This is a genomic window from Robinsoniella sp., from assembly GCF_034124845.1.
The window spans coordinates 1-5903 of the sequence record NZ_JAWYAJ010000142.1 but is presented as its reverse complement, the minus strand read 5'-3'; the positions used below and the strand labels follow the sequence as shown (position 1 = coordinate 5903).

Sequence of the window (5903 nt, the reverse complement as noted above, 5' to 3'; positions counted from 1 at the left end):
TGTAAGACGCCCCAGAGCGTGTCTGCAAATTCATCAAGTTCTGGTTATCTCACAGATTGTAAATTTGAGCTTTTCTTCCAGATATTTATTAATTGCCTGAATTGCAGCTTCCACTTCCGAAATTCTGCCGGTAAAAATTAATGTACCGCTGAATCTGTCAATAAATCCCAGATCAATATTAGCTGTCTTTACTGCCATATCCCCAGCAATTACAGAAATTTCTGCAGGGCTCATACTCAAGATTCCAATTGCCGCACGCTGATAATCCAGTTGTGGATCTAACCCCAATTTTCGGTATACAATTGGGTCCGGGCTGGCTATTACATGTGCCAGAGTAACCTGCTTGCCAGGTACCAGTTCCTGTACGATACGCATTTTATGCTCACCGGGCGTATTAAAATCATCTAAATTCATCCTGTACCCCTTCTCTGCTTTTTACTTCCACGGCTGCACACCAAAGAAACATATCTGTATGCCATTTGGCTGTTGCCCCGAGGACCAAAAACCTCGCCGCCTGGGACTGGAGCCTGTTTGAAAAAGCATTTTCCAAACACGCTCAGGTTTCTGATTTTCGCACCATTTAATACTCTAATAATACAACAAAATCCCACATAATACAAGACAATTTTAAAGTTTTTTCTTTTGTTTTTAATGGTTTTCAGAGTACATTTTTAGTTGCTATAAGATCCGTCTGTGTCCCTGCCACATTTTTTAGAATCACATCCCCAATGTGTACGGGCGCCTGTACTTCGATTCCCCGAATTGCCTCCATGCAGCTGAAAATTTTATCTTTGCTGATATCTGTTTTTGTTTTCACGGATACCCTTGCCATACTACCGCCTTTTACTGCTACAGTAGAAGTGACGATCCGGGTAGGATGAGTACACTCTTTCCTGCCGTATGCCTCACCCCTTTTACAGGATTGCCCTTCCACCTTAAGCACCTGATCGCCATCCATTGTCACCGTCAGAGCGCACCCCAGCGGACATCCGATACAGGTTAATTCTCTTTCTTTCACAATTATGCCTCCTCAATCTTTACGGTAATGCACTTAAGGTCTGGAAATCCGGACAGATCAGCCTTTTTCAGTTTCAGTTCTTCCATTTCTCCAGGTACCATTATTTTTTTCTTTTTATGGACAATCCGTTCTTCATCAAAATACATGCTGATGTATTTATTCTGATATACATCTCCAACCCGGAAACGCAGAATCAGCATATCTTCCATATTAGCTGTATAAATAAATTGAGGGACGGTATAGCGTACACCCTGTGCCGCGGTAATTTCTATAGGGTTCGCTTCTATATGTTGATCTATATGTTGATCTATATGTTTTTCACCTTGACCTATATGTTGCTCTTCATCTTGATCTTCATATTGCACTTCAACTTGATTAACTTGTGTAGGTCTGGCTTCCATTTGTCTATCTTCCCTCAGTCCTCCCGCAAGATACTTTGCAGCTGCTTTACCGGCACAGGCAGCTTCCTGGGAAACATAATCCACCAGATCATGCACGTGCAGGACATTGCCGCATGCAAATATCCCGCTTACACATGTCTGCATACTTTCATCCACCTGAGGTCCTGCTGTTGCCGGAACCATAGTAAGCCCCAGATTCACGGACAGTTCATTTTCGGGGATTAAACCCACCGATAATAACAGGGTATCACAGGACAGATATTCATACGTATCTGCAACAGGCTTTTTATTTTCATCTACTTTTGCTATAGTGACTCCGGTCAATCGATCTTTTCCGTGAATTTTTACAACCGTAGTGCTCAAACGTAGAGGAATTTCAAAATCATCCAGGCACTGTACGATATTACGTTTTAGCCCTCCGGAATAAGGCATTAATTCTGCTACCAGTTTTACATTTGCCCCTTCTAAAGTCATTCTTCTTGCCATAATCAGCCCAATGTCACCGGAGCCCAGAATTACCACTTCTTTTCCCGGCATCCGCCCCTCGATATTCACCAGCCTCTGGGCAGTGCCCGCCGAAAAGATTCCCGCCGGACGAAATCCCGGAATATTAAGCGCTCCTCTGGGTCGTTCCCGACATCCCATTGCCAAAATCACAGCTCTGGCACGAAGACGGATAATCCCTTCTTTGGGATTTACTGCCGTAACCTCTTTATCCCTTGTGACAGAAAGCACCATCGTTTCCAATTTATATGAAATATGGAAATCCATTATTTTCTCAATATATCTGGCTGCATACTCCGGTCCGGTCAGTTCTTCCTGAAAAGTGTGCAGCCCAAAACCATTGTGAATACACTGGTTTAGAATTCCGCCAAGTTCATTTTCCCGTTCCAGGATTAAGATATCCCGGATTCCATTTTCTTTGGCTGCAATTGCTGCAGCCAGACCCGCAGGGCCTCCGCCAATTACAATGATATCGTACTCCATATTATCCCTCCCTCTTGCTGTCTGCAATTAGATTGGAACCTTGCCCGGACTTGACAATGTTTTCCTGGGGTATGTCAAGCTCCCTTGCTAGAATCTCCATAACCCGGGGTGAACAAAATCCTGCCTGGCATCTTCCCATACCTGCTCTTGTCCGGCGTTTGACACCGTCTAACGTTTGCGCTCCCAGCGGTCTGTGAATCGCATCCAGAATCTCTCCTTCTGTAATGGTCTCACATCGGCATACGACTCTTCCATAGGCAGGGTTTGCAGCGATTTTTGCATATGCCTCCTCTATATCCATATCTCTGATAAAACGTATCCCTTTTCTTTCCGCCTGAAAATCAGTCTTTTTCTCTGCTTTTAATATTTTTGCAGCCATTTCTGAAACCATAACGCCTATGGCGGGCGCACTGGTAAGACCCGGTGAGTCAATTCCTGCCACATTGATAAATCCCGGTGCATCTTCTGCCTCACCAATGACAAAATCCCGTTCCCTTTCATGTGCACGAAGTCCGGCAAAGGAAGTAATCACCTGACGGACTGGTACTTTTTCGGAACTTTTCAGTGCCTTGTCAATTACCTGTGCAATTCCCTCTGCCGTTGTGGCAGTATCTTCCCGGTCTATTATATTTTCCGCCGTAGGCCCTATCATTAAATTACCGTGTACGGTAGGGGTAATTAATACACCTTTTCCCAGATTGGTAGGCAGCTGAAATACCGTAGTATTTACAAAATCTCCCGCCTTTTTATCCAGCAGGCAATATTCCCCTTTTCTTGGTACGATCGTAAGCTTTTTGCTGCTTACCATATTGTTAAACAGGTCTGCATTTACACCGGCGGCATTAATCACCAGCTTTGCTTCAAAATCTCCGTTGTCGGTTGCAACTCTGTACCCGTTACCCATCTTCTTAATTTCCTTAACCTGGGTATTAAAATAAAACGCCGCGCCATTGGCAAAAGCATTTTCAGCCATTGCGGCAGTCAATTCAAAGGGGCAGACAATCCCCCCTGTAGGCGCATATAAAAATGCCAGAACCTTATCTGAAATATTGGGTTCTATTTCTTTCATTTCAGAACCTGTAACAACACGCAGTCCCTTTACCCCGTTTTGCTCGCCCTGTTTCTTGAGCACTTCCAGCCTGCCAGCCTCACTCTCTGAAAAACACAGCACAATAGAACCGTTTCTTTTAAAAGGAATGTCCAGTTCCCTGGCTGTCTCCTCCATCATCTGGTTTCCCAGAACATTTAACCTGGCTTTTAACGTACCCGGTTTCGCATCATGCCCTGCATGGACTATTCCGCTGTTTGCTTTCGAGGTACCGCAGCACACATCCGGTTCTTTATCAAGCACACAGATATCCAGCTGATATCTGGATAACTCCCTGGCAATGGAAGAACCAATTACCCCTGCCCCAATTATAATTACATCCATCATGCTTATACCCCTTGCAGATCACAGCACTCCTGTAATACTGCCGCCAATGTGGCTTCCTTTCTGTGTCTATTTCCTTTCTGTTTTGGAATCAGCCAATACCCTTTTCATTACGTTTAATATCTGTTCCTTCGTTCCGTTTACGGAACCCTGAACCATCCCGGGCTTTCCACCGCCCTTCCCGTCCAGATCGCGGTTCATCTCACCTGAAATACTCCTTACATCCAAGATCTCACTGCCAAGTACATACCGGTATCCATTCTGATCGTCCCCCACAAAGCATCCGCTGATCCCATCTGTTTTTCCAACGGAAAGATTAACATATTTTCGCATCATGCCGCTGTCCAGATCTTCTTCAAAGAGAAGCATTCCGATATGCCCGTCCCCGCCGTCTGGTATTCTGCCTGCTTTTTCTTCTATGTATTTCCCCTGAAAGTAGATCATCCTGTCTTTATCATGCTGCAATTCTTCTTTCTGGCGTAATACCGCCTCAGCAGACAGATCTGGTTTAGCAGACAACACTACTGATATTTGATTTATATTCCGCTCCTTGGTCCGATAGTCATGCAAAGCGCGGAATCCGCACAACATGCTGACTCTGGTTCCGCCCTTGTATTTTTGTGCATCCACAATCTTAATCATCCCAATCTCACCTGTATAATTTACATGAGGTGCACAGCAGGCGCATACATCTACACCTGGAATGGTTACAATCCTTACCTGCCCTTCAATCTCAATTTTACTGCGGTATTCCAACTTCTCCAGGTCCTCTTTTGCTGGATAAGATATTTCCACTTTTCTGTTGGAAAATGCTATTTCATTTGCCTGATATTCTATGTCCGCTAATTCATCCGCATTTAATGCCCCATCAAAATCCATTGTTACTATTTCGCTGCCAAGGTGAAATCCCACATTGTGCCAGCCAAACCTCCTGTGCACGATTCCAGAAATAATATGCTCCCCGGTATGCTGCTGCATCTTAGAAAAACGTTCCTTAAAATCTATTTCCCCCAAAACGGATGTTCCAGGATGAATAGGCTGACTTGTGATATGATACACAATCCCATTCTTTTCCCTGGCATCGGATACCGGAATCCCGTTGAGAAAACCACGGTCTGCGCTTTGTCCGCCGCCTTCCGGAAAAAATGCTGTTTTATCTAATACTATTTCATAGTAGTCTTCCTGCTTTTCGCAAGCCAGAACTTCTGCTTCAAATCTCTGTATATAACTGTTTTCGTAATATAATTTTTCTGTCATCTTCCTGTTCTCCTGCCTGTATCATTATGTTTCAAGTATAACGCAATTAGATTTCTTTTGCCAGTGGGATTGTATGAAATCATGATAAAATTGCGGAATTCACGCTCATGATGAAATCAGTAAGCGATACCGCAGCTGCCAGAAAGCAATTTTAAAACACGCTCCAAGCCAGATGGATACATTTACAAAAGCATCTTACTTGACATTCCCCTTTCATCCGGCTATACTGTTTATATTACAAATGTAGTATCTAAGGAGGATCATTCATGAAAAAATTACCGCAAATATCCGAGGCTGAATATGAAGTGATGAAAATCGTATGGAAATATGCACCGATCAGTACCAACGAAGTTACGGATAAGCTGACTAAGACTACTACCTGGAGTCCAAAAACAATTCAGACATTATTAAAACGGCTGGTTCAAAAAGAAGCTTTAACCTATGAAAAAGAGAGCCGTGTTTTTGTATATACACCACTGGTTCAGGAGGACGAATATCTGGATCATGAAAATGATTCTTTCCTGAAACGGTTTTATAATGGAAATCTAACTTCTATGATGACTAACTTCCTGGAAAAAGATAACTTATCTGAGGACGAAATCCAGGATCTGCAAAATCTGCTGAGGAAGAAATCCCTGAATGGAGGTACCCATGATTGATACTCTTGGCATTCGCTTCTTAATCATCAGCGCAGCCATCTTAATATGTGTATCGGCGATCCTGCTGGTTAAGAAACTTTGCAAAAATCATCTGTCTCTCAGGGTGCAGTATAATCTGTGGTTTTTACTGCTGATCATACTCGCATTGC

6 protein-coding genes are annotated in these 5903 nt (G+C 43.6%); 1 reads left to right on the top strand and 5 read right to left on the bottom strand.

All coding sequences use genetic code 11. The annotated features are described in order from the left end of the window. Positions 1-33 precede the first annotated feature (33 nt). From ACH2DQ_RS06770 to ACH2DQ_RS06750, 5 genes are all read right to left on the bottom strand, one after another. Positions 34-414 (bottom strand): BMC domain-containing protein, encoded by a 381-nt coding sequence (locus ACH2DQ_RS06770; protein ID WP_394912826.1) that lies wholly within the window; start codon positions 412-414, stop codon positions 34-36. Positions 415-658: 244 nt separating this feature from the next. Continuing rightward, the gene (locus tag ACH2DQ_RS06765; RefSeq protein WP_394912827.1) at positions 659-1018 is read right to left on the bottom strand and encodes a DUF1667 domain-containing protein; all 360 of its coding nucleotides are present in this window, start codon (positions 1016-1018) and stop codon (positions 659-661) included. A gap of 2 nt (positions 1019-1020) precedes the next feature. Next, a complete protein-coding gene (locus tag ACH2DQ_RS06760; RefSeq protein WP_394912828.1) occupies positions 1021-2406 on the bottom strand; it encodes an NAD(P)/FAD-dependent oxidoreductase in 1386 nt (461 codons plus the stop codon). A 1-nt stretch (position 2407) separates the two neighbouring features. Continuing rightward, a complete protein-coding gene (locus ACH2DQ_RS06755; RefSeq protein ID WP_394912829.1) occupies positions 2408-3841 on the bottom strand; it encodes an NAD(P)/FAD-dependent oxidoreductase in 1434 nt (477 codons plus the stop codon). A gap of 66 nt (positions 3842-3907) precedes the next feature. Beyond that, positions 3908-5095: an alanyl-tRNA editing protein gene (locus ACH2DQ_RS06750; RefSeq protein ID WP_394912830.1), complete on the bottom strand. Its 1188-nt coding sequence runs from the start codon at positions 5093-5095 to the stop codon at positions 3908-3910. 266 nt (positions 5096-5361) lie between these two features. On the opposite strand from ACH2DQ_RS06750, the gene ACH2DQ_RS06745 reads away from it, so the two are divergent. Continuing rightward, the gene (locus ACH2DQ_RS06745) at positions 5362-5754 is read left to right on the top strand and encodes a BlaI/MecI/CopY family transcriptional regulator (RefSeq protein WP_394912831.1); all 393 of its coding nucleotides are present in this window, start codon (positions 5362-5364) and stop codon (positions 5752-5754) included. The last annotated feature ends 149 nt before the right edge of the window (positions 5755-5903 follow it).

Coding starts and splice junctions, on each gene's coding strand:
- ACH2DQ_RS06760 (WP_394912828.1), bottom strand. CDS start 2,406: ATGGAGTACGATATCATTGTAATTGGCGGAGGCCCTGCGGGTCTGGCT.
- ACH2DQ_RS06770 (WP_394912826.1), bottom strand. CDS start 414: ATGAATTTAGATGATTTTAATACGCCCGGTGAGCATAAAATGCGTATC.
- ACH2DQ_RS06745 (WP_394912831.1), top strand. CDS start 5,362: ATGAAAAAATTACCGCAAATATCCGAGGCTGAATATGAAGTGATGAAA.
- ACH2DQ_RS06755 (WP_394912829.1), bottom strand. CDS start 3,841: ATGATGGATGTAATTATAATTGGGGCAGGGGTAATTGGTTCTTCCATT.
- ACH2DQ_RS06750 (WP_394912830.1), bottom strand. CDS start 5,095: ATGACAGAAAAATTATATTACGAAAACAGTTATATACAGAGATTTGAA.